Genomic DNA, 25,235 nt, shown 5'->3' with positions numbered 1-25,235 from the left:
CGCAAACATTACCGCATGTCAGCGGGGCCTTTGACCACGCGCGGTCACTCGTTGATCTTCCACGGCACCACGATGCCGAACTTCCACACGTAGACGCCGACGAGCGCGGCGACGATCACCAGGCCGACCGCGGTCAGGATGATGTTGCGGCGCCGCACCCTGGGGTCGAGCGCCTTCTGTGTGGCCTCCGTGACCTTCCGCTTCGTCCAGCGGAGCACCAGCTGGGCCCATACGAATTCGGTCGCCCAGATCGCCATGCCGCCGAAGATCACCAGCCAGCCGGGGCCAGGCAGCGGCAGCATCACGACGCCCGCGGCCACGACCGCCAGGCCCACCACGAAAACGCCGACCTGCCAGCTCAGGTGCAGCGGCCTGGACGCCTTGATGAACGCCGGCGCACGCGAGCCGAGGGCCGCGGCGGCCCGTTCGTCACTCCCCGTATCCATGCGTTCCAACCTACCGGACGGGTGTCTCGAAACGGGTTCACCGAAATGGACCTATAACGCAAAGTAATAGTCCGCCGTACGAGCTACGTGAACGCCTGCAAAACGGTCAGAGGGGTTTACAACGGCACCGTAGGTGGCATGTCGATTTCGCCGACGTGCGAATCCCCGAGCGCACACTGAGCGAAAGGCCCTGGCGCTTATGAACACCACGGTCAGCTGCGAGCTGCACCTGCGCCTCGTTGTGTCGAGCGAGTCCTCACTGCCTGTACCCGCGGGCCTGCGGTATGACACGGCCGATCCCTATGCCGTGCACGCCACCTTCCACACCGGAGCCGAGGAAACCGTCGAGTGGGTCTTCGCTCGCGACCTCCTCGCCGAGGGCCTGCACCGGCCCACCGGAACCGGCGACGTCAGAGTCTGGCCATCACGCAGTCACGGCCAGGGTGTCGTCTGTATCGCCCTGAGCTCGCCGGAAGGAGAAGCCCTGCTCGAAGCCCCGGCGCGGGCCCTGGAGTCGTTCCTGAAACGGACCGACGCCGCGGTGCCGCCCGGCACCGAGCACCGTCACTTCGATCTCGACACGGAACTCTCGCACATCCTGGCCGAGAACAACTGAGGCCAGGCAGAGAGCCGCACGGCGCCGTCCGACTCGGGGCGACGGCGCCGCGCGGACAACCACATAACGGCAGCCATCGGCGCCGTCCCCCACGAAAGCCGTCGTGGGGGACGGCGCCGGTGCGCCGTTCGCGCGAGCCGCTAGAGTCGGCCAGCATCGACGGGCGCCCGCCCGCCGCAGGCCAGGGAGCGAATCGTGCTGATCCCTCACGACACCCGGATCGCCCTCGACATGGTGGTCGATCTGGTGAACACCGCGCCGGAGAGCGGGGCCAGCGACCGCCTCGCGGACGTGGACGCGCTGTACGGCTTCGTCCAGGACCACAGCGTGAGCGGTGTGGAGCGACTCTCCACCGGTGACCTCCTGGGCGTCCAGAGCGTCCGCAGCAGGTTCGCGGAGATCTTCGCGGCGCCCGACGCCCGCACCGCCGCCGAGCTCGTCAACCAGCTGGTCGCGGCCGCCGGCACCACCCCGCAGCTGACCGACCACGACGGCTACGACTGGCACGTGCACTACTTCGCGCCCGGCGCCTCGGTGGCCGACCACCTGGCCGCGGACGGCGGCATGGCACTCGCCTTCATCGTGGTGACCGGCGAGCAGGAACGTCTCCGCCGGTGCGAGGCGCCGGACTGCGGACGGGCCTTCGTGGACCTCTCCCGCAACCGCTCCCGCCGCTACTGCGACAGCCGCACCTGCGGAAACCGCCTGCACGTGGCCGCGTACCGGGCCCGGCGCAAGGAAGCCGCAGGCTGAGCACCTGCGCAAGAGCGGCTCTCAGAGCAGGAAGAGGTCGTGCACGGCCGCCATGAGCAGCAGACAGCCGATCACCCCCAGAAAGATCATCAGGGGTGGCTGGGAGAGCGCGAAGAGACAGCCCCGCGCCTGCGGGTCGGGCGCGCTCGGCTTGTCGGTCGGTGCAGGGGTGGAGCCCTGGGAAGTGTCCAGCATCTCGGGGCGATGATGACCCAACCGCACCGCATGGGTATACCAACACGCCCATAAGCAGCGGCAGTTCGCCCGATCTTGTAGCGCGCGAAGCCGATCTTGTGGCGCGCGGAGGCACAGCCGCGCGCGGGCGCCGCGCCCCCGCGCGCCCGGGGAACGTCAGATGCCGTGCTTCTTCAGGATGGCCTCGATGTCGCTGAAGTCCTCGCTCGCGGCGGGCTTGGCCTTCGCCTTCGGTACGGGCTGGGCGGCCGGGGTGCGACCCGCGCCGAGCGAGGGGGCGGACGCCGCGGGGGCCACCGCCTCGCGCTGGGCGGCGGCCGCGGCGGCCTTGCGCTCCTTGCGGGTGCCGCCGCCGCGCCGCTCGATGGCCCGGGTCGTCATGAACAGCAGCCAGGCGACCCCGAGCACCCCGAAGCCCAGCCACACGCTCGGCTTGAAGACGATGCCGGACACCCACTGCACGACACCGGTCATGACGAGGCCGACGGGGACGAGCGAGTAGGCGGCGATGCGCGTAGCCGCGAGGAAGCGCTTGCGGTACGCCGTGATGGCAGCGATGCCCAGTCCGGCCGCGGAAACGGCGGAGCAGACGGTCTCGGCAAGCATCCGGTTCCTCCAGGCATGGGTGGTATGGCGGGCATGGGGGGTATGGCTTCTTCCATCCTGCACCGGAACCCGCCCCGCGGGCCACGGCCGGGCACGACCTCAGGGAGATCTCCGGGGCAGGATCCTCCCCAGGTCCCGGTTGCTGGGAGACTGGACCCCATGAGCGACACCACCCCCTCAAGCACCGCAGGCCCCGTCGTCCTCGACGTCTGGTGCGAGCTGCAGTGCCCCGACTGCCGCAGCGCCCTCGACGACATCCGCGCGCTGCGCGCCCGCTACGGCGACCGCCTCGACATCCGGCTGCGGCACTTCCCGCTGGAGAAGCACAAGCACGCCTTCGCCGCGGCCCAGGCCGCCGAGGAGGCCTTCGAGCAGGGCCACGGCTGGCCGTACGTGGAGGCCGTCCTCGCCCGCACCGAGCGCCTCGCCGAACAGGGCGAGCCCGCGCTCATCGAGGCGGCCGGTGAACTGGCCCTGGACACCGACGAGTTCGAGACCGCCCTCATCGACGGGCGGCACATCCTGATCGTCGACGCCGACCAGGCCGAGGGCAAGGCGATCGGCGTGACCGGCACTCCGACGTACGTCATCGGCGACGAGCGCCTGGACGGCGGCAAGAGCCAGGAGGGGCTGCGCGCACGCATCGAGGAGATCGCGGACCGGCTGCTCGCCCAGTAGCCGAGCGGCTCAGAGCAGGGGCTTGTAGAGGTTGTAGTTGGTGACCCGGTAGGCAAGCGACTCGTACAGGCGTAGCGCCGGGGTGTTGTCCGCGAAGACGTGCAGCCCCATGGTGTCCATGCCGTCGGCCAGCGCCACGCGTTCCGCGAGCAGCATCAGTGAGCGGCCGTGGCCCCGGCCCCGGTGCTCCTCGGCGACCCCGACGTCGTAGACGTACGCGCCCTCCTCGGGTGCCGAGCGCCGGGCCACCCACACGCTGCCGACCGCGCTCCCCCGGTCCTCAAGGACCAGGAAGTGCGCCCCGGCGGTGGCCACGCCGTCCGGCAGCAGGGTGCGGTGCTCCGCCGCGGACCTGTCCCGGGCCTCCGCGGCGGGCACGCCCCGCTCGATCCAGCTGCGCGCGTAGCTCTCCACTTCCTCGCGCTGCCAGTCCTCGAACTCGTCCGCGCTCATGGGCCGCCCGGTCACCCCGGCGGGCAACTCCGGTGCCACGGGCGGGAGTTGCTTGACCATGTTGCGGCTGCGCTCCAGGTAGCCGAGGGCGCCGGCCATCCGCAGCGCCGCCCCGGCGTCGGCCGGTACCGCGAGGCGGACCTGGCCGCACCCCCAGCCCCGCAGCACCTCCTCGGCGGCCAGGGCCGCGACGGTGCCCCTCCCCCGGCCCCGGTCCACCTCGTCGATGCGGAGCACTTCGATCCGGCCCATGCGGGGCCCGAACGAGGTGTCGGTGGCGATGCGGATCAGTCCGACGCGTCGGCTGTTCACACACACGTCGTACGTACGCGACTTGGCGCCGTCGGCGCCCTGCTGGAGCGGCTCGGTCGGCCGAATGGTGGTGGTCATCAAGGCCGTTGTACCTGCCCCGGCGCCGCCCGTCACCAGCTTTTACGGGTCCAGATCCGATCCGGCCCGCTCGTCGAAGATCCGCATGGCCTTCGTCGTGACCGGACCGGGCGCGGCGGCCAACTGCCGCCCGTCGACGCGGTGTACGGCCTGTACGTCGCGCAGCGTGGAGGTCAGGAAGATCTCCTCGGCGCTCTCCAGGACGTCCAGCGGGAGCTCGGTCTCGTACGCGCCGGTCCATTCGACGGTCAGCGCGCGGGTGATCCCGCCGAGGCAGCCGGAGGCGAGCGGCGGGGTGTGCAGGCGCCCGTCGACGACCACGAAGACGTTGGAGCCGGTGCCCTCGCAGAGCTGCCCCGCGGTGTTCGCGAAGAGGGCTTCGGAGGCACCCGCCCCGTGCGCCTTCGCGAGGGCGACGACGTTCTCGGCGTACGACGTGGTCTTCAGGCCCGCCACCGCGCTGTGCTCGTTGCGGGTCCACGGGACGGTGATCACGGCGGTGGTGTCGGGCCTGCGAGCCGTCTCGCCGAGGGCGACGACGAGGGTCGGCCCGGCGTCCCCCCGGTCGGAGCCGAGCGGCGAGAGCCCGCCGGTGTAGGTGATCCGCAGCCGGCCGAGCGGCATGGGGTTCGCCTCCAGGACGGCCGCGCAGGCGCGCCGCACCTCGTCGAGGTCGGGGTCGGGCAGGCCGAGGCCGCGGGCCGAGCGGGTCAGCCGGTCGAGATGGCGGGTGAGCGCGAAGGTGTTCCCGCCGGTCGCCTTCACCGTCTCGAAGACGCCGTCGCCCACGGTGAGCCCGTGGTCGAGGACGGACACCTGCGCGGCGTCGGCGTCGCGCAGAGCGCCGTTGACCCAGATCTGCATTTACGCGGTCCTTCCACTGTGCCCACTGTGGGCATACGCGCCCGACGCTACCGCCAGGAGACGCGAGGCCTTCAGCTCGGTCTCCTCCCACTCCCGCTCGGGGTCCGAGCCCCAGGTGATGCCCGCCCCGGTGCCGAAGCGCAGCACGCCGTGCGGCCGGTCGACCCAGAAGGTACGTATGCCGACGGCGAGCTCGGCGGCGCCCCGGTCTGCGTCGACCCAGCCGATGCCGCCGCAGTAGGGGCCGCGCGGCGCCGTCTCCAGCGCGTCGATGATCCGCAGCGCGCTGGACTTGGGCGCCCCGGTGACCGAGCCCGGCGGGAACGTGGCATCGAGCAGCTCGTGCCACCCCGCGCCCTCGCGCAGTTCGCCGCGCACGGTGGAGACGAGGTGGACGAGGCCGGGGTGCTCCTCGACGGCGCACAGTGCGGGGACGGTCACCGAGCCGGTGGCGCAGACCCGTCCCATGTCGTTGCGGACGAGGTCCACGATCATCACGTTCTCGGCGTGGTCCTTCTCCAGAAGGTCCGCCGCGGTCCGCCCGGTCCCCTTGATCGGCCCGGACTCCACGATCCGTCCCGTACGGCGCAGGAACAGTTCGGGCGACGCGGTCGCGATCTCCACCCCGTGCGCGGGCAGCCGGATCGTTCCTGCATAGGGCGCGGGGTTGCCGCGCGCGAGCAGTGCGGTGAGCGCGTCGACGTCGGTAGCCGCCGGGTCGGGCAGCGGCGCGGTCAGCACGCGGCAGAGGTTCGCCTGGTAGACCTCGCCGGCCGCGATGTGCTCGCGGATGCGGCGCACCCCCGCCGTGTACGCGGCGCGGTCGAGAGAGGACGTCCAGTCGCCGACGGCGGGCCCGCGCCAGGCGCCGGGCACGGGCTCGGGGACCGGCCGCGTGCGGACGTCCGCGAAGCGGGCGCAGACGAGGCGGCCCTCGAAGTCGGCGGAGACGGCCCAGAAGCCGGCGGAGTCGAGGGCCTCGGGGTCGCTGGTGACATCACGCAGGTCCGAGGCGACGAGGTGGCCGAAGCGGGCCAGAGGAGCGAGGTCGTGCACGGTTGTGAGTCTAGGGCCGGTGCAGGTGGGGTGCCCCTGAGTGACCTGGAGGCGAACACCCGGCCGGACCCCGGCCGGGGTCCGGACCAGGCGCAACGCAGCACGCTGCACAAACGCGTTTTTGTACTGGCCCCGGAATCCGCTAGAGTTCAACACGTCGCCGGGACGCGCAAGCGAAACGGAAACGACAAGCGGACGTGGCTCAGTTGGTAGAGCATCACCTTGCCAAGGTGAGGGTCGCGAGTTCGAATCTCGTCGTCCGCTCGATGTGGGGGATCTTCCCGAACCCCATATGCACTCCTGGTGGAGTGGCCGAGAGGCGAGGCAACGGCCTGCAAAGCCGTCTACACGGGTTCAAATCCCGTCTCCACCTCCAAGCGCGATTAGCTCAGCGGGAGAGCGCTTCCCTGACACGGAAGAGGTCACTGGTTCAATCCCAGTATCGCGCACGCAGTAACACGAAGTAACCGGTCCTGTAAGGTTTGGGACCGTCCCGCGCGATTAGCTCAGCGGGAGAGCGCTTCCCTGACACGGAAGAGGTCACTGGTTCAATCCCAGTATCGCGCACGCAGTAACGCGAAGTAACCGGTCCCGTAGGGTTTGGGACCGTCCCGCGCGATTAGCTCAGCGGGAGAGCGCTTCCCTGACACGGAAGAGGTCACTGGTTCAATCCCAGTATCGCGCACCACCCGGAACCCCCGGCCTTCTCGAAGGCCGGGGGTTTTGTCATTCGGCCCGCAGTCGTTCGGCCCGCGCGGTGGACGCCCCTGCCGGGACGTCCAGTTGGCAGCCGGGGCCTGCCCCGCCGCAAGCGTAAAAGGCGTTGCCCGATCGGCTCCCCAGCCGATCGGGCAACGCCTTTTTGCTGCCGTCCGCCGCACCCCCGTCCCCACGGGGCTGTAATGGCCGGATGTCCCCGACCCGGTCCGCTCTACCGGGTCCGGGGCGCCGCTCAGCGCCCCAGCATCACGCCCACGGACGACGCCTGTGTGACCACCGCGTCCCAGCCGCCGAAGACGACTACGAGCAGGGCCGCCAGGGGAAGGACCATGGCCGTTGCCACCAAGGGATGGCGCGGGCCGGACCGGCGGGCACCGAACGCGGCGCTGTACGCCCTGCGTCCCTGCGTGCGGATGATCGTCCGCGCAGCCGTGTCCGCCATGGTCCTCTCCTGTACGTCTCTGAGTTGGTCGGCAGCGGCGGGTGTCTGACCTCGGGGGACGAGTGCACCACCCGCCGCTTGTCTTCAACAGTAGGGATCCGTGCGGCGCCGTACGTCATGCCCTCGTACCGATCTGCTGGCCTCCCAGGGGATGAGCCGTCACCCCCGGGAGTACTCCCCTGGGTGGAGACGGACCCCCTACGCCTTGGGGTCTTCCCGGAGGGGGCGGCTCTGCGCACGGGCCTCCGCCTCCCCCGCGTCCTCCCTGGGGACCGGCTGCTCGACCAGGGCGAGCACCCGGGTGGCCATGAAGCGGGCCGTGCGCACTACCGTGCCGCTGCGCGTGACTTCACTCACTTCCACCACCCCGCGACGGACCGCCGTCTCGACCCTGCGCCCCGCCCGGCTTGCCACCACTTCGTACGTCCGGGTCGTGTCTCCCGCGTCCACCACTATCTCCACGCGGTCACCCTTCATAGATCCAAACCCCCTTCTACGACGGACCGTTGAGATCTCACACGGGTCAGCGGCCCTGGATCCACGGGCTGCTGACCACTCTTCAAGTTTCCCACCCGGCACTGACAATCGCCCGGGCCGCGAGGGCGCGGCCTATGAGCACACCGGGCGACGGGTACGTAAGCTGTGCCACGTCAACAGGACTGGCAGCGGGGATGAAAATGGCGATGATGCGGCTCCGGCGCGAGGACCCGCGTGTCGTCGGCTCGTTCAGGCTCCACCGGCGTCTCGGCGCGGGCGGCATGGGGGTCGTGTACCTCGGCTCCGACCGGCGCGGGCAGCGGGTGGCCCTGAAGGTGATCCGGCCCGACCTCGCCGAGGACCAGGAGTTCCGGTCCCGGTTCGCGCGTGAGGTCTCGGCCGCACGGCGGATCCGCGGCGGTTGCACGGCCCGGCTGGTCGCCGCCGACCTCGAAGCCGAACGGCCCTGGTTCGCCACCCAGTACGTCCCCGGGCCCTCGCTGCACGACAAGGTCGCCGAGGAGGGTCCGCTGACGGCCTCCGAGGCCGCCGCGATCGGGGCCGCGCTGTCCGAGGGGCTCGTCGCGGTGCACGAGGCCGGAGTCGTCCACCGGGACCTCAAGCCGTCCAACATCCTGCTGTCCCCGAAGGGGCCCAGGATCATCGACTTCGGCATCGCGTGGGCCACCGGTGCCTCGACGCTGACCCATGTCGGCACCGCCGTCGGCTCCCCCGGCTTCCTCGCCCCCGAGCAGGTGCGCGGCGCCGCGGTCACGCCGGCCACCGACGTCTTCTCGCTCGGCGCGACGCTGGCGTACGCCGCGATGGGCGACTCGCCCTTCGGGCACGGCAGTTCCGAGGTGATGCTCTACCGCGTGGTGCACGAGGAAGCGCAGCTGCGCGGCGTGCCGGACGCGCTGGCCCCGCTGGTCCGGGCGTGCCTGGCGAAGGACCCCGAGGAGCGGCCCAGCACGCTCCAGCTCTCCATGCGGCTCAAGGAGATCGCCGCGCGGGAGGCCCAGGGCGGGCTGCACGGGCAGGTCGCGGAGGCGCGGCCGCCGGCTCAGCGCGAGCGGGTCGAGCTCGACCGGCCCACGGGGCGGCTCGACGACCGGACCCAGCGCTACACCGAGGCCGGGCGGGGCACTGGGGCCCCGGCGGCCCGGCCCGCGCCGCGCACGGGGGGCTCGCGTCCCGGTGGGCCGCGCAGCAACGCCTCCCGGCCCGGCGGGCGTCCGGGCACTCGGCCCGGGTCCCGCACCTCCGGCGGGCTGCGGCCCGCCAACCCCCGGCTGCTGCGGCAGCGGCTCACCGTGTTCGTGCTGGTGACGCTGATCGTGCTGCTGGGGATCGCTGCGGTCAAGCAGTTCTGAGCCCCGCACGCCCAAGGGGCGCTCAGGCAGTCGGCCTGCCCGTCGCCACCGCGTAGAACGCCACCGCCGCCGCCGCGCCCACGTTCAGGGAGTCGACTCCGTGGGCCATCGGGATGCGTACCCACTCGTCCGCGGCCACAAGGGCCTGGGTCGAGAGGCCGTCGCCCTCCGCGCCGAGCATCAGGGCCACCTTGTCGAGCTTGTGCGGGGCGGCGTCCTCGATGTCGGAGGCCTTCTCGTCGGGGGTCAGGGCCAGCAGCCTGTAGCCCGCCCCGCGGACCGATTCCAGGCCCTTGGGCCACGATTCCAGGCGGGCGTACGGGACCGAGAAGACCGCGCCCATCGAGACCTTCACCGAGCGCCGGTACAGCGGGTCCGCGCAGTCCGGCGAGAGCAGGACCGCGTCCATGCCGAGGGCGGCGGCGCTGCGGAAGATCGCACCGATGTTGGTGTGGTCGTTGACCGCCTCCATGACCACCACCCGGCGGGCGGTGGTGAGGAGTTCGTCGGCGGCCGGCAGCGGCTTGCGCTGCATCGAGGCGAGCGCCCCCCGGTGCACGTGGTAGCCGGTGACACGTTCGGCGAGGTCCGGGCTCACCGCGTACACGGGCGCCGGGAGCTCGTCGATGACGTCCCGCATGACGTCGACCCACTTGGCCGAGAGCAGCATCGAGCGCATCTCGTAGCCGGCGTCCTTGGCCCGTCTGATGACCTTCTCGCCCTCGGCGATGAAGAGGCCTTCGGCGGGTTCGCGGCGGCGCCGCAGCTCCACGTCGGTCAGGCCCGTGTAGTCGCGCAGGCGGGGGTCGTCGGGGTCCTCGACGGTGATGAGATCGGCCACAGGGTGATACTGCCTTGTCCTGGGTGAGGTGCCAACGGCTGGGACGGAGATCCGTTACCGGTGGTTACGGGCGAAGGGGCAAAGATTCGGGCGCTGGTTACGGGCGTGGGTTCACGGCGGTCACCCGCGGGAGTTCACCGTCACCACGTCGCCGATGACGATGACCGCCGGGGGCTTCACTTCCTCGGCCCTGGCCACCTCCGCGACGCTTCCCAGGGTGGCGTCCACGCGGCGCTGGGCGGCGGTGGTGCCCTCCTGGACGAGGGCGACCGGGGTCTCCGGGTTCTTGCCGTGCGTGACGAGCGCCTGCGCGATCGCGCCGATCTTGTCGACGCCCATCAGGATCACCAGGGTGCCGCGCAGCTGCGCCAGCGACTTCCAGTCGACCAGCGAGCGCGGGTCGTCCGGCGCCACATGGCCGCTGACCACCGTGAACTCGTGCGCCACGCCCCGGTGCGTGACCGGGATCCCGGCCGCGCCCGGCACCGAGATGGAGCTGGAGATACCGGGCACCACCGTGCAGGTGATGCCGGCCTCGGCCAGCGCCTGGAGTTCCTCCATGCCGCGTCCGAAGACGTACGGGTCGCCGCCCTTGAGCCGGACGACGGCCTTGCCCGCCTTTGCGTGCTCGATCAGCGCGTTGTTGATGGCCTCCTGCGCCATGAAGCGGCCGTACGGGATCTTGGCCGCGTCGATCACCTCGACGTGCGGAGGGAGCTCGTCGAGGAGGTCTCGGGGGCCGAGCCGGTCGGCGATCACCACGTCCGCCTCGGCGAGCAGCCTGCGGCCGCGCACCGTGATCAGGTCCGGGTCGCCGGGGCCGCCGCCGACCAGGGAGACGCCGGGAGTGCGGGTGCGCTGCTGCGGGGCGACGAGGGTGCCGTCGCGCAGGCCCTCGACGACGGCGTCCCGGATCGCGGCCGAGCGGCGCGGGTCGGGGCTGTCGGTGGTGAGGACGGCGACCGTGACGCCCTCGGAGCGGCCGGTGGCCGGGGTCCAGGCGGTGGCGGCGCTCGCGTCGTCGGAGCGTACGCACCAGACGCGGGAGCGCTCGGCCTCGGCGGAGATGCGCTCGTTGGCCTCGGTGTCGGCGGTCGCGACAAGCGCGTACCAGGCGTCCGCCAGGTCGCCGTCCTCGAAGCGGCGCCGCTCCCAGCGGATCTCGCCCGCGTCCGCCATGGCCTCGACGGAGGGGGTGGCGCTCGGGGAGACCAGGGTGATGTCCGCCCCGGCGGCGATGAGGGCCGGCAGGCGGCGCTGGGCGACCTGGCCGCCGCCGACGACGACGACGCGGCGGCCGGTGAGGCGGAGGCCTACGGGGTACGCGGGGTGTTCGACCATGGCGGCGGTGCTCCTCGGGCGGAGTGACGTGCGGTGTGCCGCTGCTGCGGTGAAGCGGCTGGTGGGAGGGGGTTCGCGGTCCCGCGGACAGCCTAAGGGGCGGGCGGGTGGTACGGCACGGGCAGGGGGCCGGGGTCAGCGACCCCGGCCCCCGCTCGTACCTCTACGGGCTACTTCTCGGTGACGCCCGCCGAGTCGAACGTCGCGACCTCGTGCATCGCGCGGGCCGCGCTCTGCACCACCGGCAGGGCGAGCAGGGCGCCGGTTCCCTCGCCGAGGCGGAGGTCCAGGTCGACCAGGGGGCGCAGGCCCAGCTTGTTGAGGGCGGCCACGTGGCCGGGCTCGGCGCTGCGGTGGCCCGCGATGCAGGCGGAGAGCACCTCGGGGGCGATCGCGCGGGCGACCAGGGCGGCGGCTCCGGTGCTCACGCCGTCGAGGATCACCGGTGTACGCAGCGAGGCGCCGCCGAGCAGGAAGCCGACGAGGGCCGCGTGCTCCAGGCCGCCGACCGCGGCGAGGACGCCGATGGGGTCGGCCGGGTCCGGCTGGTGGAGGTCGAGGGCGCGGCGTACGACGTCGACCTTGCGGGCGTGCGTCTCGTCGTTGATGCCGGTGCCGCGGCCGGTGACCTCGGCCGGGTCGACGCCCGTGTAGAGGGAGATCAGGGCGGCCGACACGGTGGTGTTGGCGATGCCCATCTCGCCCGTCAGGAGCGCCTTGTTGCCGGCCGCCACCAGGTCGCGGGCGGTCTCGATGCCGACCTCGATGGCGGCGATCGCCTCCTCGCGGGTCATCGCGGGGCCGGTCGTCATGTCGGCCGTGCCGGCGCGGACCTTGCGGGGCAACAGGCCGGGCGTGGCCGGGAGTTCGGAGGCGACGCCCACGTCGATGACGCAGACCTCTGCGCCGACCTGGTTGGCGAAGGCGTTGCAGACCGCGCCGCCGCCGAGGAAGTTGGCGACCATCTGGCCGGTGACTTCCTGGGGCCACGGGGTGACGCCCTGGGCGTGCACGCCGTGGTCACCGGCGAAGATCGCGACGGCGGCGGGCTCCGGGATCGGCGGCGGGCACTTGCGCGAGAGGCCGGACAGCTGCGCGGAGATGATCTCCAGCATGCCGAGCGCGCCCGCGGGCTTGGTCATCCGCTTCTGGCGCTCCCAGGCCTCGCCGAGCGCCTTCGCGTCCAGGGGGCGGATGTTGGAGACGGTCTCCTCAAGGAGGTCGTGCGGGTCCTCGCCGGGCAGCGCGCGGCGGCCGTACGTCTCCTCGTGGACGACCCAGGACAGCGGGCGGCGCTTGGACCAGCCCGCCTGCATCAGCTCGGGCTCCTCCGGGAACTCGTCGACGTAGCCGACACAGAGGTAGGCCACGACTTCGAGGTGCTCGGGCAGGCCGAGGGCGCGGACCATCTCGCGCTCGTCGAAGAAGGAGACCCAGCCGACGCCGAGGCCTTCGGCGCGGGCGGCGAGCCACAGGTTCTCGACGGCGAGCGCCGAGGAGTACGGGGCCATCTGCGGCTGGGTGTAGCGGCCGAGGGTGTGCCGGCCGCCGCGGGTCGGGTCCGCGGTGACCACGATGTTCACCGGGGTTTCGAGGATGGCCTCGATCTTCAGTTCCTTGAACTGCTTGGCCCGGCCCTTGGGCAGCGACTTGGCGTACGCCTCGCGCTGGCGCTGGGCGAGTTCGTGCATGGTGCGACGGGTCTCGGCGGACCGGATCACCACGAAGTCCCAGGGCTGCGAGTGGCCGACGGACGGCGCGGTGTGGGCCGCCTCCAGGACGCGGAGCAGCACCTCGTGCGGGATGGGGTCGCCGCGGAAGCCGTTGCGGATGTCGCGGCGCTCGCGCATGACGCGGAGCACGGCCTCGCGCTCGGCGTCGTCGTAGCCGGGGGCGGCGGGCGCCTGCTCGGCGGCCTCGAAGACCTCGGCGAGCTCCTCGGCCTCGGCGAGCTCCTCGGCCTCGGCGGGCGCCTCCGGCTCGGGCTCCGCGGCGGCCTCCGGTACGGCGGCGGGCTGCGGCGCGCTGATCACTTCGAGCGGCTCTTCGGCGGCGGACGCGGCTTCGGCAGGCTCGGCCTCGGCAGCGGTCACAGCCGCTTCCTCGGCCGGTTCGGCGGCCAGGGGTTGCTCCTGCTGCGGTACGAGCACGGGCTCGGGCGCCTGGACGGGCTCGGCGGCGACGGCCGCCGACGCCTCGGGGGCAGGCTCGGGCACGGTCACCGCCTGCTCCTTAGGAGCGGCCTGCGGCACGGGGACGGCGACGTGCGTGGTCGCCTGGCTCTGCGCCACGACGGCCGGCTGGGCCTCGGGCGCGGCGGCCGGAGCGGGCACGGCGGGCTCTACGGCCACGGGCTGCGGGGCCACGGCGACCGGCTCGGCCACGGCCACCGGCTCGGCGGGCACGGGCTCGACCGCGATGGGCTCGACGGCGATGGGCTCGGCCGCCACGGGCTCGACGGCGACCGGAGCGGCCGGGGCCTGCCCCGCCGCGACCGGCTCGGCTGTCGGGGCTTCGGCGGCCACGGGCCCGACGGCGATCGGGGCAGCGGGCTCGGCGGGCGCGACCGGCTCCGGCTCGGCGGCGACCGGAGCGACGGGCTGTGCGACCGGGGCGACGGGCTCCGGTGCCGGCTGCGGCACGTCCTGTGCGCGGGGCGCTTGCGGAACGGACGCTTCCTGTACGGGCTGAGCCTGCACCGGTGCGGGCGCGAGGTGCGGGCCGGTAGGGACCGAGCCCTCGACGGGCACGAACTGGCCCACCGGCTGTGGCACTCCGGGCTGCTGCTGAACCTGCGGGGCCGCCTGCGGAACGGCTTGCTGGGCAACGGGCTGGTCCACGAGCAGGGCGGGCTGCGCGACCGGCTGTGCCACGGGCTGCGCCGCGTGTTCGGCGGCCTGCGGCTGAACGGCCGGAACCGCGGCCTGGGCCGCGAACTCCTCCGGGACGACCGTTTCTGCAGGGGGCATGGGCGTGTTGAGTGACTCGTGGGGCGCCGTTCGCTGCTGAGGCGTCCATGCCATACCGGGCTGCGGCGGGAGCTCCCCGAGCTGCGGTCCCGACAGCTGCGCCGCGGGCTCCTCGCGCGGGATGTCCAGATACTCGGGACCGGCGGTCGGCGGACCCTGGGCGCGCAGCGGCACCGGGTTCACGGGGGCGCCGGCCGGGCCCCGGTCGGCGAGGGAGCGTACGACTCCGGCGGAGGCGTCCGGCACCTGCGGGCCGAGGTGGAGCGGGCGGCGCGGCGGCGGGGTCGACGCCGTGGGCGCCTGCGCCGCGCGTACGCCGCCGAGCTCGACGGAGCCGGTGTCGCGGCCGCCGGTCTCGTGCGCGCCGGGCTCGGCCTGGCCGGGTGGCACCTGGGCCAGGACGGGGGCTGGCGCGGGCGCGGACTGCGGATCGATCCAGGCGCCCTGGGCGCCCGGCATCAGGAGCAGATCGTCGTCGTCCGCACCGTTCTCGGAGGGGTCGAGGAAGGTGTAGGCACCGGGAGCGGGGGCGCCCGGCTGTTCCACCATGCCTGCGTTCTCCGGCAGTCCCTCGCCCGGGACCTGGCCGGTGTCAGTCATGCGTACCCCTCGCCCATCTGTAGTGCTCCTTCGGCCTGCGCCCGGGGCCGCACACGCTGGACGCGTGAGGCACCGTCGCTCAGAACGTGTGCGCCGCGCGGTTGCGAACGGCCCGCAGGCATCAACGACACCATGCATTGTCGCGGGCCTTCGCCGCCGTGGCGGTCAGTCTCGGCCACGGACCGTGTGGGCTGCGCCACGTTGCGCGTCCCCCGGATGTGCCGTACCGCGAACGGGTCCCAAAAAGGTCCCGTTTTCCGGCCCTTGGCGAGCGGAACGCCGAACGGCCGGGTGCGGTACAACGATCGGCCAGCCTACCCCCGCGACGCGCCCAAGGGGTCACAGGGATCTCTCTTTCCGCCTTCCGGAGAGCAGGAAGGCGACCGAGCGTTCGCGCTCCGACCAGGCGCTCGTGTCGAGGTCGACCGATTGGATGAGCGCGCATTCGACGTCGTATCCGCCGGCGCTCAGCGCGGCGCCCACGGCCTCCGCCTCGTCCCGGGTGGCCGCGTGCGTCACGATGCGCTCCGGCCTGCGATCGGCGCACGCCTCCACGACCGCCGCGCCGCCGCCTCCGATGCGTACGACATCGGGTTCGGGCAGCGACTCCAGGACGTGCGGGGCCCGGCCGCGGACGACCTGGACCTGGACTCCGAAGCGGCGGGCGGTGGATTCGGTGCGCGAGCAGGCTTCCGCGCTGTCGTCGACGGCGATCACGGCGGCGCCGAACCGGGCCGCCTCCGCGGAGAGGGCGCCGCTGCCGCAGCCGATGTCCCAGACGAGGTCGCCGATGCGCGGGCCGAGCCGGGCGAGTTGGGCGGCGCGCAGTTCGGTGGATTCGCCGGGGCCGAGCCCGGCGCCGTACTCCCGGGCGGGCAGCGCCCAGCCGCGCGGTGCGGACGGGTAGCCGGGCGGGGGTCCGGCGAGCCAGCCGTCGCCCTCGGTCGCGGGGCCGCCGCCGAGGACTATGACGACGTTGGGGTCGCGCCAGGCGTGGTCGGCGGCGTTCTCGGAGGTGAGGACGGTGACCCGCTCGCGGTCGCTGCCGAGCTCCTCGCAGATGACGAAGGTGCGGTGGACGCCTTCGAGGAGCAGCGCGAGTTCGGCGGGTCCGGCGCCGGGCGAGGTGAGCACTGCGACCTTGGGGTGGGCGCGGCAGACGTTGACGGCGCGGCGCAGGGTGCGCGGGTGGGCGACGACGATCCGGGCGTCGTCCCAGGGCATCCCGGCCTGCGCGAAGGCGGCGGCGACGGCGGAGACGGCGGGCACGACCTCGACCTCCAGGCCGTGCTCGGGGGCCCTGAGGGTGCGTACGACGCCGAAGAAGCCGGGGTCGCCGTCGGCGAGGACGACCGCGCTGCCGCGGTGGCCGGCGATGCGGCGGGCGGCCAGGCTCACGCTGCCGAGCCGGATGCGCTCGGCGCCGGCCGGCACTTCGGGGAGTGCGAGGTGGTGGGCGGCACCGGCCACCAGGGTGGCCGCGGAGAGGGCGGAGGTGGCCGCGGGGGTGAGGGGCGAGCCGTCCCAGCCGATCACCGTGACCCGGTCGGCCATCTTCGTCAGTCTCCAGGTGTTGTCGCAGCTCGGGGCGGTCCGGCGAAGGCCGGTACCAGTGAGGGTAGCCCCGGAATTTCGTTCCGGCCGGTGGCCGGGGATCAGTTCCAGTCGGTGAAGGAGGCGTATCCGGCGTCCGCGAGCTGGTCGGCGACGCCGTCGAGGTCCTCGGGGAGCAGGCTCCACACGATGAGGTCGGTGCGGATGTCCGTCCAGCCGCCGTCCTCCGTCTGTGTCCGCGCTATCCAGGCGTTGCGCAGCACGCCCTCGCTGATGCAGCCGATCTTCTGGGCGACCTGCTGGGAGGCGGTGTTGTCGGCGGCGGTACGCAGTTCCAGGCGCTCGAACCGCTGGTCCCTGAACAGCCATTGGGCGGCGGCGAGCACGGCCTCGGTGGCGTAGCCCTCGCCGCGCGCCCAGGGCGCCACGACATAGCCGACCTCGGTGGCCAGGGTGCGCCAGTTGGTGTTCTGGAGGTGGACGATGCCGACGAGGCGCTGGGTGAGGAATTCGGTGACCGCCAGAACGATTCCTCGGCCCTCGGTGCGCTCGCGCGGGGCGAGGTGGCGGACCCAGTCCTCGGCGTCGCGGGCCGTGTAGGGGTGGGGCACGGCGGTCCAGGCGACGACCTGCTCGTCGTTCATCATCTCTATGAGCGCGGGGCTGTCGGCATCCTCGAAGGGGCGCAGCACCAGGCGGTCCGTGCTGATGGAGATGTCCGGGAACACCGGAAAGGGGGTAGTCATGTGCCGCTCCATGCCGTTGACCGCCGTGGAGGCCGCGAAGGCCCTGGAACTTTCGTGGCCCGTCAACCTATAGGGACCGTAAAGGCACAGCATGCAGCATCGGGCCCTCGGCGTGCATGGCCGGGTGGGCGTTTGCGACGAAGGTCCCGGACACCTGGCGGGGTGTCCGGGACCTTCGTCCTGCCGTACGGGGAGCGCTACTTGGCGGGGCCGAACGCGGGGATGACAGAGCCCGCGTACTTGTCGTCAATGAACTTCTTGACCTCGTCGGAGTTCAGGAGCTTGGCGAGCTTCTGGACGCGCGGGTCGCTCTCGTTGCCCTGCTTGACGGCAAGGAAGTTGGCGTACGGGTTGCCGTCCGCCTTCTCCAGGGCGAGGGCGTCCTTGGCGGGCTTCAGGTTCGCCTCGATCGCGTAGTTGCCGTTGATGACCGCGGCGTCCACGTCGTTCAGGGCGCGGGGCAGCGTGGCCGCCTCCAGCTCCTTGAACTTCAGGCCCTTGCTGTCCTTGATGTCGGAGAGCTTGGCACCGGAGCCGGCGCCGTCCTTCAGCGTGATCAGGCCGTTGGCGGCGAGCAGTTGGAGGGCGCGGCCCTCGTTCGTGGTGTCGTTGGGGACGGCGATCGTCTGGCCGGAGGCGATGTCCTTCAGCGACTTGACCTTGTGGGAGTAGAGGCCGAGCGGCTCCAGCTCCACGTTGACGACGGGCACGATGTGGGTGCCGTTCTTCTTGTTGAAGTCGTCCAGGTAGGGCTTGTGCTGGAAGAAGTTGGCGTCGACCTGGCCCTGCTCGGTGGCGGTGTTCGGCAGGACGTAGTCCGTGAACTCCTTCACCTCCAGCTTGAGTCCGGCCTTGGCCGCCAGGTTGTCCTTGACGAACTTGAGGATGTCGGCGTGCGGCGTCGGGGACGCGGCGACGACCAGCGCCTTGGATTCGTCCGCCTTGGCGCCCGCGGGCTTCGGGTCGGAGGAGGAGCCGCAGGCGGTGAGGCCGACGGCGAGCGCGGCGGTGGCGAGGGCGGCAGCGGTGATCTTGGTGTTCTTACGCACGAAAAGTGCCTCTTTCCGGTGGTGCGGTGTGACGCCCGGACAAGGAGTTCGGGCCGTTGTGAGAGAAGTTCAGGAGGTCCGGCCGCGGCGGGCGAGCAGGCGGACGACGCCGTCGCCGAGCAGCTGGATCACGGTGACGATGGCGATCAGGACGGCCACCGTGATGAGCATGAAGTTGGTCTCGAAGCGCTGGTAGCCGTAGGTGATGGCGACCGAGCCGAGGCCGCCGCCGCCGACCGCGCCGGCCAGCGCGGAGTAGCTGACCAGGGTGATCACGGTGGTGGTGATCGCGGAGACCAGGGAGGGCAGCGCCTGCGGGAGCAGCACCTTCCACACGATGGTGGGGATGCCGCCGCCCATGGACTGGACGGCCTCGACGAGCCCGTGGTCGACCTCGCGGACGGAGGTCTCCACGAGCCGCGCGAAGAACGGGATGGCGCCGATGGAGAGCGGCACGATCATGGCGCTGGGGCCGATGAAGGTGCCGACGGCCCAGGTGGTGAAGGGGATCAGGGCGATCAGCAGGATGATGAAGGGCAGCGAGCGGCCGATGTTCACGATCACGCCGATGACCTTGTTCACCGGGCGGTTCTGCAGCAGCCCGCCCTTGTCGGTGAGGACGAGCAGCACACCGAGCGGCAGCCCGAGCCCGATGGTGACGACGGTCGCCCACAGCACCATGTAGAAGCTGTCGTACGTTCCCTGCGACAGCAGCGGCTGCATTTCCGACCAGCTCACTTGGCACCTTCCTCGACCAGGTCGAGCACCTGGCTGTCGTCGTCCACCACGTCCACCTGGAGGCCCTGCTCGCGCAGGAAGCCGACCGGGACGACGTTCTCCTCGTACGCGCCGGGCAGTTCGATCCGCATCCGGCCGATCTGCTTGCCGGCGACGGTGTCCATGGCTGCGCCGAGGATCGAGATGTCGATGTTGTAGGTCCGCGCCAGCTGGGAGATGACCGGCTGGGTGGCGGCCTCGCCGTGGAAGGTGACGTCGATGACGGTGCGTTCGGGGCCGGTGGCCTCGCCGGTCACCGGGAACAGTTCGGCGGCGAGCTCGGAGCCGGGCGTCGCGAGCAGTTCGCTGACGGTGCCGGACTCGATGATGCGTCCCTTCTTCATCAGCGCGGCCGAGTCGCAGATCGTCTTGACGACGTCCATCTCGTGCGTGATGAGCAGGACGGTGAGGCCGAGCTGCTGGTTGAGGTCGCGCAGGAGCTGGAGGATGGAGCGCGTCGTCTCGGGGTCGAGCGCGCTGGTGGCCTCGTCGGAGAGCAGCACCTTGGGGTCGCCGGCCAGCGCCCGGGCGATGCCGACGCGCTGCTTCTGGCCGCCGGAGAGCTGGGCGGGGTAGGCCTTGGCCTTGTCGGCGAGGCCGACCAGGTCGAGCAGTTCGAGGGCCTTGCGGGAGCGCTCCTTGCCGGAGACGCCGAGGATCTCCAGGGGCAGCTCGATGTTGTCCTGAACGGTGCGCGAGGACAGCAGGTTGAAGTGCTGGAAGACCATGCCGATGCGGGAGCGGGCCCGGCGCAGGTCCTTGCCGGCCCGGCGGCCGCGACCGGCGAGCGCGGTGAGGTCGACACCGTCGACGGTCACCGTGCCGGAGGTGGGGCGCTCCAGGAGGTTGACGCAGCGGATGAGGGAGGACTTGCCGGCGCCGCTCTGGCCGATGACGCCGTACACCTCGCCCTCGCGGACGTGCAGGTCGACGCCGTCGAGCGCGGTGATATCTCGTCCGCGCGACTGGTAGACCTTGGTCAGGCCCGTTGTGGTGATCACAGGGAGTTCCGTCACTGTCGAGTGCGCGGCGCGGGGTATGCCGGCACGGGGCAAACGTGTTCGGGGCGCGGCTCGGCCTCATCGGTGGATACCGGGGGCACGGTGTGCGCGGGGCGGGCCGAATCCGTACGTCGTGGTACGGGTTCGGGCGCAGCCGTCAGGGTCTCGCTTCGGGGCGCGAGGCTCAGGCGGGGGCCCTCAGAAGGCGCACATTCGACACATACAACGAGCACCGGGCGTCATCATCGCCTCGGTCGCAAGGGTGCGGCTGCTCGTCGTGGTCATGTGGGCAAGTAAAGCAGAAGCGATCAGAAACAGATCAGGGATGTCCGAATACCGGACATCCCTGGACCGCCATGCGGACGACCTCACTCCGCCGTGGTGATCTCCACTCCACCGGCCGTGGCCTGCGCGGACACGGCCGAGAGGTCCTTCACGACGACGTCGGCGACGAGTTCCTCGGCCCGGTGCGTTGTGGTCAAGGCCACGGTCGTCATGCCGGCCGCGCGGCCGGCCGCGAGCCCCGCCGGGGCGTCCTCGAACACCACGCAGCGCGCCGGATCCACGCCGAGCCGGGCCGCCGCGAGCAGGAACGGCTCGGGGTCGGTCTTGCCCCGGGTTATGTCGTCGGCGGACACCAGGTTCTTGGGGTGGATGCCGGCCTCGGTGAGCCGGGCCTCGCCCAGCCTGCGGGTGGCCGAGGTGACCACGGCCCAGCGGTCCGCGGGGAGCGCGGCGAGCAGCGCGGCGGTGCCGGGCAGCAGCACCACTCCCCCGGCGACGTCCTCGACCTCCAGCTGCTCGATGCGGGCCAGTGCCTCGGGCACGGCATCGGCGGGCAGCAGGTCGGCCACGATCTCGACGGCCGGGCGGCCGTGCAGCTCCACGCGCGCGAAGTCCTCGGCGGTGATCCCGTACTCCTGGGCCCAGGAGGTCCAGCAGCGGGTGACGGACTCCATGGAGGAGACGAGCGTTCCGTCGTTGTCGAACAGGAGGGCTTCGGCATGGATCTTCATGTCTCCCGACCCTACGGGTGGGGGTGGGGGTGAGCGCATCGGGCCTTTCGGCCCGTAATACCCTCGACCCCATGCTCGACGCCCTGACGGTCGCGGTCGCCGCCGCGGCCCTCGCCCTCGCAGCCTGGTGCGGATTCGCCGCATACCGGGACCAGCCCACCAAGGACTGGCACTTCATCGGCATGGCCGTGGTCACCGTCCTCGCGCTGGCGCAGCTCGTGGTCGGACTCGTGCAGCTCGGCCGCGGCGAGAAGCCCGAGCAGGGCGTCGCGATCTTCCTCGCCTATCTGGCGGGCGCGTTCGCGGCCGTTCCGGCCGCCGGATTCCTCTCGCTCTCCGAGCGCACCAAGTGGGGCTCGGTGACGGTCTCGGCCGGCGCGGTGGTCCTCGCGGTGCTCGAAGTGCGCCTCTACGACATCTGGGGAGGCTGACCGTGACCGAGTCCGCCGCTGACACCACGCCCGACCACAAGCTCGGCTCCGGGCCCGGCCGGGTGCTCGTCTGGTTCTACGGGGTGTTCACCGTGGCCGCCGCGTCCCGCTCGATCGTCCAGACCGTCCTGGACTTCGGCAAGGCGCCGCTGGCGTACGTACTGTCCGCGATCGCGGCCTGCGTGTACGGCTTCATCACGTACTCGCTGGTGCGCGGCGGCGAGAAGGCCCGCCGGGCAGCGCTGGTGTGCTGCGCGGCGGAGCTCCTCTTCGTCCTGATCGTCGGCACCTGGACCCTGGCGGACGCCTCCGCCTTCCCGGACGCGACGGTGTGGTCGGACTACGGAATGGGCTACCTCTTCATCCCGGTGATCCTGCCGATCCTCGGGATGATGTGGCTGAGGCGAGCCAAGCGCTAGGCACTCGCCGCGAACTCCTGGGCCGACGCGTCCTTTTCCAGGGTGATCAGCGAGAGGCGCGTGCTCACCTGCTCCCTGCCCACGGCCGCGTATCCGTGCCGGAGGTACAGCCGCAGGTTCGACTCGCTGCGGTGACCGGTGAAGAGCTGGAAGCGTTTGGCGGCGAGCTCGGCCGCGCAGTGGGCCTCGATGGCGGTCAGGAGGCGGCCGCCCAGGCCGTGCCCCTGCATCCGGGGATGGACGATCAGTTTGCCGATGCGGCCGGTGCCCGACGCGTCCACGCTGCCCCGCACCGAGGCGACGATCTCGTCGCCGAGCCGGGCCACCAGGGCGTATCCCGTGGAGAGTTCGGCCCGAAGGCCCTCAAGGGTCTGCGTCAGGGGCTCGATCGAGTAGTCGCCGTAGAGCTCGGCCTCGCTCTGGTAGCAGAGGTACTGCAGCTTCAGTATCTGCTCGGCATCCTGTGCGCCGGCCGCAGAGATGGTCACGCTCATGCCCATGTGTGCATGCCTCTCGCTCAACTGGTCCCCGATTGTCTACCGCTCCTTTCCCCCGAGTTCAGGAGCGGCAACCTCCGCCGCCAGCATTCTGCGCAGGCATCCCAGGCAACGGGAACGCATCGGCCCCAGGCTGCCCTGTGAGATATCCAACTCCCCTGCGATTTCCCGGTAGGTGGGGTCCTTGGGCGAGAGCAGCGCGGCAAGCAGACGGGGGCAGTTGCCCGGAGTGCGGCCGATCGCCGCGTGCAGGATGCGGCGCCGCTCGGCGGTGATGGCGGCGAGTTCGGGCCCGGGATCCGGGTCGGCGGCGGGGGCGCTGCCGTACGGCCGCTCCTGGCGCCGCAGCCGGCGGGCGCGGCGCGCCTCGGCCCGCACGGCGGTGCGGACCCAGTGCACCGGGTCCGCCGGGTGCTGCTCCAACAGCCTTAGCCAGACGGCCTGTTCGAGGTCGGCGGCATCCATCCCGGTGCCGGGTGCCTCGGCCGCGGCCTCGGCGGCGACGAGCGGGCTGAGCTCTGTGACGAGATCCATGCCGGGCGGGACGCGCCCGTCGCGGAAGCCGGTTTCCGCGACGGGCACTTCTCACTCGTACGTGGGTGAAAGGGGTTGGACGTCAGTGCTTGCGGAAGTCGGCCGCGGCGAGCAGCGCGGTGTCCGCGTTGTCGGAGAACACCGCGTCAATACCGGTCGCGAAGTACGTCTTGAACGCGCCGAAGGCGTCCCCGTAGGCGTTGGGGTCGGTGCCGCGCTGGAAGTCGGCGGGCAGGAAGGTGTTCTCGTTGCGCATCGTGTACGGGTGCAGGATCAGCCCCTGCGCGTGCGCGTCGCGGACGAGGGTGGTGGGCTTGGTGAGCCTGCCCGACGCGTCCTTGGGGATGATCAGGTCGAGGGTGGGGCCGATGCCCTGCGCGTACGAGGCGATCCACTTCAGGCCGGCCGGCTTGACCAGGTCGTCGACGGTGCGCGGATCGCCGCTCACCACGAAGTCCCAGGGCTTGGTGCCCGCGTTGGAGAGCAGCACCACCGAGGGCGTGTCGACCAGCTTCGCCAGCCGCTGGATGCTGCTGGGCTCGAAGGATTCGAGGAACTGCGGGGAGTCCGCGCGGTGGCGCCCGTAGCGGCGCAGCAGGGCCGCGACCCGGTCCTCCAGGGGCAGCCCGATGCCGCGGAAGTAGGTGGGGTGCTTGGTCTCGGAGTGCAGCCAGATCCGGCGGCCGAGGCGGCGGCCCTGCTCCTGCGCCCAGCGCAGCACCTCCTCGAAGGTGGGCACGTCCCAGCGGCCGTCGTACAGCGTGTTGTGCTGCCGGTTGCCCGGTATGCGCTCCTTGGCGCGCAGCGTCTTCAGCTCGGCGAGCGTGAAGTCCTCGGTGAACCAGCCCGTTATCGCGACCCCGTCGACGGTCTTGGTCGTCTTGCGGGACGCGAACTCGGGGTGGTCGGAGACGTTCGTCGTGGCCGAGATGTCGTTCTCGTGGCGGCACACCAGGTGCCCGTCCTTGGTGGGCACCAGGTCCTGCTCGATGACATGGGCACCGAGGTCGAGGGCGTGCTGGTAGGAGCCGAGGGTGTGCTCGGGCCGGTAACCGGCGGTGCCGCGGTGTCCGATGACGTACGGAACGGGCAGGTCGCGGTAGGCGGCCGGGCCCCCGCCGTGGCGCTGCGCGGCCGAAGCCGGCGCCCCCGCGAGCCCGGTGGCCGCGGTGCCGAGGACGGCCGCGCCCGCCGCCCCAAGGACAGTGCGCCGTCCGGGTCTCATCCGCTCGCCGTCAGTCATGAACACTCCTCGGTCGTCTGTTCCCACTGGCGTTTCCCCCATGTGTCCCGCACCTGTCAAAGCGAGGAGACGAGCGTAGGCGGACCGAGCTGAAGAGCGGGATGCTTTGTGGGTACACGGGGACGAAGGCGGGCCGAACCTGGCGCAAACACATGTCAACAGTGCGTATCCACTTCGTGAACCCGATGTGCGATCAGAGCTGACCCGCGAGTATCGTCCTCACCTGCACAGACATCCCACCCCCACCCAGACGACTCCGGAGGGCCCGTTGTCCCGCTTCGCGCTCATCAAGGCAGTGCTCGGACCGATCATGCGCCTGATGTTCCGCCCACAGGTGGAAGGCGCCGAGAACATCCCGGGCACCGGTCCAGTGATCCTCGCCGGCAACCACGTGACGTTCATCGACTCGATCGTGCTGCCCATCGTGTGCGACCGGCAGGTGTCCTTCATCGGCAAGGACGAGTACGTCACGGGCAAGGGGCTCAAGGGCCGTCTGATGGCCTGGTTCTTCACCGGGGTCGGCATGATCCCGGTCGACCGGGACGGCGCCAACGGCGGTGTGGCCGCGCTGATGACGGGCCGCCGCGTCCTGGAGGACGGCCGGATGTTCGGCATCTACCCGGAGGGCACCCGCTCCCCCGACGGCCGCCTGTACCGGGGCCGCACCGGCGTCGCGCGGCTCACCCTGATGACGGGCGCGCCGGTCGTGCCGTTCGCGATGGTCGGCACGGACAAGCTCCAGCCGGGCGGCGCGGGCATGCCGCGCCCCGGCAAGGTGACGGTCCGCTTCGGCGAGCCGATGGAGTTCTCGCGCTACGAGGGCATGGACCGGGACCGGTACGTGCTGCGGGCCGTCACGGACTCGGTGATGGCGGAGGTCATGCGGCTGTCCGGGCAGGAGTACGTGGACATGTACGCCACGAAGGCGAAGGCGGCGTAGCCGCCTTCGCCTCAGGGGTGCTTGCATCAGCCCTGCCAGGGGCGCGGGGAACTGCGCGAGCAACCACGGACGCGTCCGCACCCGAACGACCAGCCCCCAGGGCGCAGCCCATAACGCTTTCGGCTGCGGACCGTGGGGGCTGGTCGCGCAGTTCCCCGCGCCCCTAGGTGGGCGACTCCCAACCCTCTGCGGGTTGAGGAGTGTGGGG

Annotated in this window: 27 protein-coding genes and 5 tRNA genes; 12 read left to right on the top strand and 20 right to left on the bottom strand. The window is 71.7% G+C overall.

Features of this window, described 5'->3' with window-relative positions; genetic code table 11:
• Positions 1–44: 44 nt before the first annotated feature.
• The gene (locus tag OHA17_RS32235; RefSeq protein ID WP_406509431.1) at positions 45–446 is read right to left on the bottom strand and encodes a TIGR02611 family protein; all 402 of its coding nucleotides are present in this window, start codon (positions 444–446) and stop codon (positions 45–47) included.
• Between the two features lie 199 nt (positions 447–645).
• Between OHA17_RS32235 and OHA17_RS32230 the strand changes: the two genes are divergently transcribed.
• Positions 646–1,062: an SsgA family sporulation/cell division regulator gene (locus OHA17_RS32230; protein WP_053723613.1), complete on the top strand. Its 417-nt coding sequence runs from the start codon at positions 646–648 to the stop codon at positions 1,060–1,062.
• Between the two features lie 195 nt (positions 1,063–1,257).
• On the top strand, positions 1,258–1,815 hold the full coding sequence (locus OHA17_RS32225) for a CGNR zinc finger domain-containing protein (RefSeq protein ID WP_406509430.1): 558 nt from the start codon (positions 1,258–1,260) through the stop codon (positions 1,813–1,815).
• A 21-nt stretch (positions 1,816–1,836) separates the two neighbouring features.
• Here OHA17_RS32225 and OHA17_RS32220 read toward each other — a convergent pair whose 3' ends face one another.
• Positions 1,837–2,010 carry a hypothetical protein gene (locus tag OHA17_RS32220; RefSeq protein ID WP_162952646.1) on the bottom strand — a complete coding sequence of 58 codons (174 nt, stop codon included), beginning with the start codon at positions 2,008–2,010 and terminating at the stop codon, positions 1,837–1,839.
• A 156-nt stretch (positions 2,011–2,166) separates the two neighbouring features.
• A complete protein-coding gene (locus OHA17_RS32215; RefSeq protein ID WP_398882257.1) occupies positions 2,167–2,616 on the bottom strand; it encodes a hypothetical protein in 450 nt (149 codons plus the stop codon).
• 159 nt (positions 2,617–2,775) lie between these two features.
• Here OHA17_RS32215 and OHA17_RS32210 point away from each other — a divergent pair, with 159 nt between their 5' ends.
• Positions 2,776–3,294: a DsbA family protein gene (locus OHA17_RS32210; protein ID WP_398882256.1), complete on the top strand. Its 519-nt coding sequence runs from the start codon at positions 2,776–2,778 to the stop codon at positions 3,292–3,294.
• 9 nt (positions 3,295–3,303) lie between these two features.
• Here the strand turns inward: OHA17_RS32210 and OHA17_RS32205 are convergent, their stop codons facing one another.
• Genes OHA17_RS32205 through OHA17_RS32195 form a run of 3 tightly spaced genes read right to left on the bottom strand, consistent with a single transcriptional unit; the run spans position 3,304 to position 6,057 of the window.
• Positions 3,304–4,137: a GNAT family N-acetyltransferase gene (locus tag OHA17_RS32205; protein ID WP_406509429.1), complete on the bottom strand. Its 834-nt coding sequence runs from the start codon at positions 4,135–4,137 to the stop codon at positions 3,304–3,306.
• A 42-nt stretch (positions 4,138–4,179) separates the two neighbouring features.
• The gene (locus OHA17_RS32200; protein ID WP_053723608.1) at positions 4,180–5,001 is read right to left on the bottom strand and encodes an aminotransferase class IV; all 822 of its coding nucleotides are present in this window, start codon (positions 4,999–5,001) and stop codon (positions 4,180–4,182) included.
• On the bottom strand, positions 5,002–6,057 hold the full coding sequence (locus OHA17_RS32195) for a chorismate-binding protein (protein ID WP_406509428.1): 1,056 nt from the start codon (positions 6,055–6,057) through the stop codon (positions 5,002–5,004).
• 191 nt (positions 6,058–6,248) lie between these two features.
• On the opposite strand from OHA17_RS32195, the gene OHA17_RS32190 reads away from it, so the two are divergent.
• The 5 genes from OHA17_RS32190 to OHA17_RS32170 all read left to right on the top strand — a co-directional run bounded on the left by OHA17_RS32190 (position 6,249) and on the right by OHA17_RS32170 (position 6,745).
• Positions 6,249–6,321, top strand: a tRNA-Gly gene (locus OHA17_RS32190).
• Between the two features lie 38 nt (positions 6,322–6,359).
• Positions 6,360–6,433: transfer RNA gene (locus OHA17_RS32185), tRNA-Cys, on the top strand.
• 1 nt (position 6,434) lies between these two features.
• Positions 6,435–6,506: transfer RNA gene (locus OHA17_RS32180), tRNA-Val, on the top strand.
• A gap of 46 nt (positions 6,507–6,552) precedes the next feature.
• A tRNA-Val gene (locus OHA17_RS32175) sits at positions 6,553–6,624 on the top strand.
• 46 nt (positions 6,625–6,670) lie between these two features.
• Positions 6,671–6,745 (top strand) — tRNA-Val (locus OHA17_RS32170).
• 264 nt (positions 6,746–7,009) lie between these two features.
• Here the strand turns inward: OHA17_RS32170 and OHA17_RS32165 are convergent.
• Positions 7,010–7,219 carry a hypothetical protein gene (locus tag OHA17_RS32165; protein ID WP_053723606.1) on the bottom strand — a complete coding sequence of 70 codons (210 nt, stop codon included), beginning with the start codon at positions 7,217–7,219 and terminating at the stop codon, positions 7,010–7,012.
• Positions 7,220–7,417: 198 nt separating this feature from the next.
• Positions 7,418–7,696: a hypothetical protein gene (locus OHA17_RS32160; protein ID WP_386010188.1), complete on the bottom strand. Its 279-nt coding sequence runs from the start codon at positions 7,694–7,696 to the stop codon at positions 7,418–7,420.
• Between the two features lie 200 nt (positions 7,697–7,896).
• On the opposite strand from OHA17_RS32160, the gene OHA17_RS32155 reads away from it, so the two are divergent.
• Positions 7,897–9,069: a serine/threonine-protein kinase gene (locus OHA17_RS32155; RefSeq protein ID WP_406510870.1), complete on the top strand. Its 1,173-nt coding sequence runs from the start codon at positions 7,897–7,899 to the stop codon at positions 9,067–9,069.
• Between the two features lie 22 nt (positions 9,070–9,091).
• Here the strand turns inward: OHA17_RS32155 and OHA17_RS32150 are convergent, their stop codons facing one another.
• The 9 genes from OHA17_RS32150 to OHA17_RS32110 all read right to left on the bottom strand — a co-directional run bounded on the left by OHA17_RS32150 (position 9,092) and on the right by OHA17_RS32110 (position 20,963).
• A complete protein-coding gene (locus OHA17_RS32150) occupies positions 9,092–9,910 on the bottom strand; it encodes an RNA methyltransferase (protein ID WP_053723603.1) in 819 nt (272 codons plus the stop codon).
• Positions 9,911–10,030: 120 nt separating this feature from the next.
• The gene (gene cobA, locus OHA17_RS32145; RefSeq protein ID WP_406509427.1) at positions 10,031–11,251 is read right to left on the bottom strand and encodes a uroporphyrinogen-III C-methyltransferase; all 1,221 of its coding nucleotides are present in this window, start codon (positions 11,249–11,251) and stop codon (positions 10,031–10,033) included.
• 170 nt (positions 11,252–11,421) lie between these two features.
• Positions 11,422–14,820: a nicotinate-nucleotide--dimethylbenzimidazole phosphoribosyltransferase gene (gene cobT / locus OHA17_RS32140; protein WP_406509426.1), complete on the bottom strand. Its 3,399-nt coding sequence runs from the start codon at positions 14,818–14,820 to the stop codon at positions 11,422–11,424.
• Between the two features lie 339 nt (positions 14,821–15,159).
• The gene (gene cbiE / locus OHA17_RS32135; protein ID WP_406509425.1) at positions 15,160–16,374 is read right to left on the bottom strand and encodes a precorrin-6y C5,15-methyltransferase (decarboxylating) subunit CbiE; all 1,215 of its coding nucleotides are present in this window, start codon (positions 16,372–16,374) and stop codon (positions 15,160–15,162) included.
• Positions 16,375–16,475: 101 nt separating this feature from the next.
• On the bottom strand, positions 16,476–17,132 hold the full coding sequence (locus OHA17_RS32130) for a GNAT family N-acetyltransferase (protein WP_053723599.1): 657 nt from the start codon (positions 17,130–17,132) through the stop codon (positions 16,476–16,478).
• A gap of 185 nt (positions 17,133–17,317) precedes the next feature.
• On the bottom strand, positions 17,318–18,169 hold the full coding sequence (locus OHA17_RS32125) for a MetQ/NlpA family ABC transporter substrate-binding protein (protein ID WP_398877561.1): 852 nt from the start codon (positions 18,167–18,169) through the stop codon (positions 17,318–17,320).
• Positions 18,170–18,238: 69 nt separating this feature from the next.
• Complete coding sequence (locus tag OHA17_RS32120; RefSeq protein WP_053723597.1) at positions 18,239–18,907, bottom strand: methionine ABC transporter permease; 669 nt, start codon at positions 18,905–18,907, stop codon at positions 18,239–18,241.
• On the bottom strand, positions 18,904–19,947 hold the full coding sequence (locus OHA17_RS32115) for a methionine ABC transporter ATP-binding protein (RefSeq protein ID WP_406509424.1): 1,044 nt from the start codon (positions 19,945–19,947) through the stop codon (positions 18,904–18,906). Before OHA17_RS32115 ends, OHA17_RS32120 begins: the two co-directional genes overlap by 4 nt.
• Before the next feature lie 368 nt (positions 19,948–20,315).
• Entirely contained in the window at positions 20,316–20,963 is a 648-nt protein-coding gene (locus tag OHA17_RS32110) for an HAD-IA family hydrolase (protein ID WP_406509423.1), read from the bottom strand.
• Positions 20,964–21,034: 71 nt separating this feature from the next.
• On the opposite strand from OHA17_RS32110, the gene OHA17_RS32105 reads away from it, so the two are divergent.
• Positions 21,035–21,394, top strand: a complete 360-nt coding sequence (locus tag OHA17_RS32105; protein WP_344375995.1) for a hypothetical protein — start codon at positions 21,035–21,037, stop codon at positions 21,392–21,394.
• Between the two features lie 2 nt (positions 21,395–21,396).
• On the top strand, positions 21,397–21,813 hold the full coding sequence (locus tag OHA17_RS32100) for a hypothetical protein (protein ID WP_406509422.1): 417 nt from the start codon (positions 21,397–21,399) through the stop codon (positions 21,811–21,813).
• Here the strand turns inward: OHA17_RS32100 and OHA17_RS32095 are convergent.
• From OHA17_RS32095 to OHA17_RS32085, 3 genes are all read right to left on the bottom strand, one after another.
• Positions 21,810–22,313, bottom strand: coding sequence for a GNAT family N-acetyltransferase (locus tag OHA17_RS32095; RefSeq protein ID WP_406509421.1), 504 nt, complete (start codon positions 22,311–22,313; stop codon positions 21,810–21,812). The two genes, OHA17_RS32100 and OHA17_RS32095, sit on opposite strands and share 4 nt — an antisense overlap.
• 36 nt (positions 22,314–22,349) lie before the next feature.
• Positions 22,350–22,844: a sigma-70 family RNA polymerase sigma factor gene (locus OHA17_RS32090; protein WP_053723592.1), complete on the bottom strand. Its 495-nt coding sequence runs from the start codon at positions 22,842–22,844 to the stop codon at positions 22,350–22,352.
• A gap of 82 nt (positions 22,845–22,926) precedes the next feature.
• Complete coding sequence (locus OHA17_RS32085; RefSeq protein WP_406509420.1) at positions 22,927–24,087, bottom strand: glycerophosphodiester phosphodiesterase; 1,161 nt, start codon at positions 24,085–24,087, stop codon at positions 22,927–22,929.
• Between the two features lie 319 nt (positions 24,088–24,406).
• Here OHA17_RS32085 and OHA17_RS32080 point away from each other — a divergent pair, with 319 nt between their 5' ends.
• Positions 24,407–25,027: a lysophospholipid acyltransferase family protein gene (locus OHA17_RS32080; protein WP_234391872.1), complete on the top strand. Its 621-nt coding sequence runs from the start codon at positions 24,407–24,409 to the stop codon at positions 25,025–25,027.
• Positions 25,028–25,235: the final 208 nt, after the last annotated feature.

Origin of the sequence: Streptomyces sp. NBC_00212, assembly GCF_045206365.1 — a bacterium.
Classification (GTDB): Bacteria; Actinomycetota; Actinomycetes; order Streptomycetales; family Streptomycetaceae; genus Streptomyces.
Note: the sequence above shows the minus strand (reverse complement) of the source record. Positions and strands in the feature narration are given on the sequence as shown.